Source organism: Deltaproteobacteria bacterium (assembly GCA_022340465.1).
Classification (GTDB): Bacteria; Desulfobacterota; Desulfobacteria; order Desulfobacterales; family B30-G6; genus JAJDNW01.
This window is the reverse complement of record JAJDNW010000091.1, coordinates 1-3,101: the sequence shown is the minus strand read 5'-3', so window position 1 is coordinate 3,101 and position 3,101 is coordinate 1. Positions and strand designations below refer to the sequence as shown.

The window sequence follows — 3,101 nt, the reverse complement described above, 5'->3', positions numbered from 1 at the left end:
CCGGATGCACGACTGTATGCTCCACCTGGCCTGGCAAAGAGAAAGCCTGATTTGAAATTCGATGACGAGTTGGGCGACGAGGCTGATCCTGCCTGGGCTACAGATATAGATCAGGTCATATTCCATGGTTCGGTTGCAATGGAAGAGGTCGTTTTCTTCCATCGTCAATCCCGTTGTGCGATCGTCTGTGATCTAATTCAGCGCCATCCCGAAGCGGAAATGATCGGCTGGAAAGGTTGGTTGATGCGGCTGGACAGCCTGGTCGGAGAGCACGGCAGCACACCGCGTGAGTGGAGGGCAAGTTTCTTCCGAAGGAAGTCGGCCCGAGCTGCTCGTGAAAAAGTATTGTCCTGGAATCCGGAGCGTTTGGTTATCGCTCATGGCGAATGCGCACAGACGGGAGCCAGGGAAATTATTTCCGATTCGTTGAGCTGGATCTGACGAAGATTTATTTATTCGGCTACTGGCCGGTGACTAAGATTAGCGGCCTCTGAAGCCTGACTTCCGCTGTGCGCCAGCAAGCGGAACCAGGCTTTTTTTCATGCGTTTTGACTGCTACCGATCCGAAGCGGACATAGTTCCTCAGTCTGCAGAAGCGTGTCTTGAGGTAACGAGCAACCTTAGTAATCTGATATTCCGTATATATGCTTAAACGCATATAATAATTCGCGTGAGACCTGAAGTTTTGTTCAACTTGCTTTCAGACACCACACGCCTGCGTTGCCTGATGCTGATCCAGGTGGAAGAAGAAGCCTGTGTGTGCGAAATGACCTTTGCGCTGGAAGAGTCGCAGCCCAAAATTTCGCGGCATCTGGCTTTGATGCGTGACGCCGGCCTCGTGACACCTCGTCGGGAGGGTACGTGGATGCACTACCGAATCAATCCAGACTTGCCCCCCTGGGCGAAAGAATCGTTGCAACAAGTGCTTCAAAATCTCCATCGTTTGCAGCCCTTCCTCGGTGACCGTAAGAGGCTTGAGAAAATGGCCAGTCGACCCAGACTTGCTTCCTGCGTGTGAGTCGATGTACGCCCAACTACGAAATCTTTACTCGGAGAATCGCCAACAGGGCCACCTGATCGCCCTGGTGCTGGTGATCTTTCTGGCCGTCTACTTCATGCCGGCGGGTTTGGCCCGCTTCGATAATGCCGTACTGGAAGCTTTTGCGCTGGTTCACTGGTACGCACAGGAACACGTCATCCTATGCCTGCTGCCGGCCTTCGTAATCGCCGGTGCAATGGCGGTCTACATTTCCCAAGGTTCTGTCATGCGATTTCTGGGGCCACAGGCGTCCAAGCCGCTGGCCCTGGGTGTCGCGTCCGTCTCGGGAACGCTGCTGGCCGTTTGCTCCTGCACAGTATTGCCTCTTTTCGGTGGAATTTATCGGCGTGGGGCGGGCCTGGGCGCTGCCGTCGCCTTCCTGTACTCCGGGCCGGCCATCAACGTCATGGCCATCGTGGTCACCGCCAAGGTGCTTGGCATCGAACTGGGGACGGCACGGGCAGTCGGCGCCATCGTCTTCGCTGTCGTAATCGGGGCCATCATGCATCTCCTTTATCGCGAGGAAGAAGCGGGGCGGACCGATCACTCCGTTCGTGGTTTCGAAGCTGAGGAGCACGAAAAGTCTTTGGGTGCCATTTCGATGTTCTTCGCCCTCATGGTAGGAATTTTGATCTTCGCCAACTGGGCCGCAGCGGACAGTGCAGTCTGGATGGCTATTTACCGATTGAAGTGGCTCATCACCGCGGCACTTGCGGTCAGTCTGGGCGTGCTGCTGGTCGTGCGCTGGAACTGGCCAGCTACGCACATGGTCGTGCTGGCCATCGTCGTTGCAGCTTGCGCATGGATTGCTCCCTCAACACCTGGACTGGCCTTCGCCGCGGGAACCCTTGGATTGATGCTACTTGCTGCGATCCGTCCATCCGACCGTGAATGGGCCGAGCAGACCTGGGGCTTCACGAAACAAATCGCGCCCCTGTTACTGGCGGGTGTTTTCATCGCCGGCTTCCTGTTGGGCCGACCGGGCCAGGAAGGATTGGTCCCATCTACGTGGATCAGTGCTGCCGTCGGCGACAATTCACTGACGTCCACCGTGCTGGCGTCCGTTGTGGGCGCCTTCATGTATTTTTCAACGCTGACGGAAGTGCCCATTGTGCAGGGCCTGATTGGCGCAGGTATGGGAAAGGGTCCTGCACTTGCCTTGCTGTTGGCAGGCCCGGCCCTTTCACTGCCCAACATGCTAGTGATCCGCTCGATCTTGGGTACCGGCAAGACTGTGACCTATTGCGTCTTGGTGATCGTGATGGCCACGATCACCGGCTTCGTGTTCGGAAATTACTTCTAATTTAACGGAGTGAAATGTAATGAAACTGACGATCTTTGGCAGCGGATGTGCAAAGTGCAATCTCCTGACCCAACATGCCGAGGAAGCGGCCCGCGAACTTGGCGCCGCCTACGAACTCCAAAAGGTCACCGACATGAACCAGATCATCGATGCTGGCGTCATGCGCACACCTGCGTTGGCGGTAGATGATCGAATTGTCATTGAAGGCAAGGTTCCAAGTGCCAACGAGTTGAAACAGTACCTGGCTTGATCGCCGCTCAGGAATCTGGCGGGACACACCCACGAAACCGAAAGCATCTAAGTGAACGACAAGTTCTCGACAATAACCTGCCCAAGGTGCGGTCACTCGGAACGAGAGGAAATGCCCACGGATGCTTGTCAGTTTTTTTATGACTGTAAGGGATGTGGCGAGATTCTGCGTCCGCTTCCTGGGGACTGCTGTGTGTATTGTTCCTACGGCGACACCAAGTGTCCTCCCATTCAGCAAGGTAACGATTGTTGCGGTTGAATGTCCGCTTCTGGCCGGAAAGAGAACTCGCCACTCGCGGCTTAGGACCCAAGATCAGTTCCGCTTACTGGCTGGAAGCGGTCTTTAGCTTGGCAGAGGAGCCAAGGGCGGCTTACGACCCGGAACGGAACTTACGGTTGCCAAATCTCCAATCTCTGCGTTCGGCCAAAAACGGAACTAACTATCGTGGATCAGTGACTACCCGGGGTATGGGTGGGATTTCACCATTGGACTCCCAGCGGACGAGGTTG

Annotated in this window: 5 protein-coding genes; all 5 read left to right on the top strand. The window is 55.6% G+C overall.

Translation table 11 applies throughout. From position 1 onward, the window contains the following. On the top strand, positions 1–441 hold a 441-nt coding region (locus tag LJE94_13730; protein ID MCG6911169.1), incomplete at its 5' end, for a hypothetical protein. Between the two features lie 223 nt (positions 442–664). Then, the gene (locus tag LJE94_13725) at positions 665–1,018 is read left to right on the top strand and encodes a metalloregulator ArsR/SmtB family transcription factor (GenBank protein MCG6911168.1); all 354 of its coding nucleotides are present in this window, start codon (positions 665–667) and stop codon (positions 1,016–1,018) included. 4 nt (positions 1,019–1,022) lie between these two features. Continuing rightward, positions 1,023–2,342, top strand: coding sequence for a permease (locus LJE94_13720; protein MCG6911167.1), 1,320 nt, complete (start codon positions 1,023–1,025; stop codon positions 2,340–2,342). A gap of 19 nt (positions 2,343–2,361) precedes the next feature. Continuing rightward, positions 2,362–2,592: a thioredoxin family protein gene (locus tag LJE94_13715; protein ID MCG6911166.1), complete on the top strand. Its 231-nt coding sequence runs from the start codon at positions 2,362–2,364 to the stop codon at positions 2,590–2,592. A 51-nt stretch (positions 2,593–2,643) separates the two neighbouring features. Next, the gene (locus LJE94_13710) at positions 2,644–2,850 is read left to right on the top strand and encodes a hypothetical protein (GenBank protein ID MCG6911165.1); all 207 of its coding nucleotides are present in this window, start codon (positions 2,644–2,646) and stop codon (positions 2,848–2,850) included. Positions 2,851–3,101 lie beyond the last annotated feature (251 nt).

Excerpts from the sequence above, each read along its gene's own strand:
- LJE94_13715 (MCG6911166.1), top strand. The coding sequence starts at position 2,362 with ATGAAACTGACGATCTTTGGCAGCGGATGTGCAAAGTGCAATCTCCTG.
- LJE94_13720 (MCG6911167.1), top strand. The coding sequence starts at position 1,023 with ATGTACGCCCAACTACGAAATCTTTACTCGGAGAATCGCCAACAGGGC.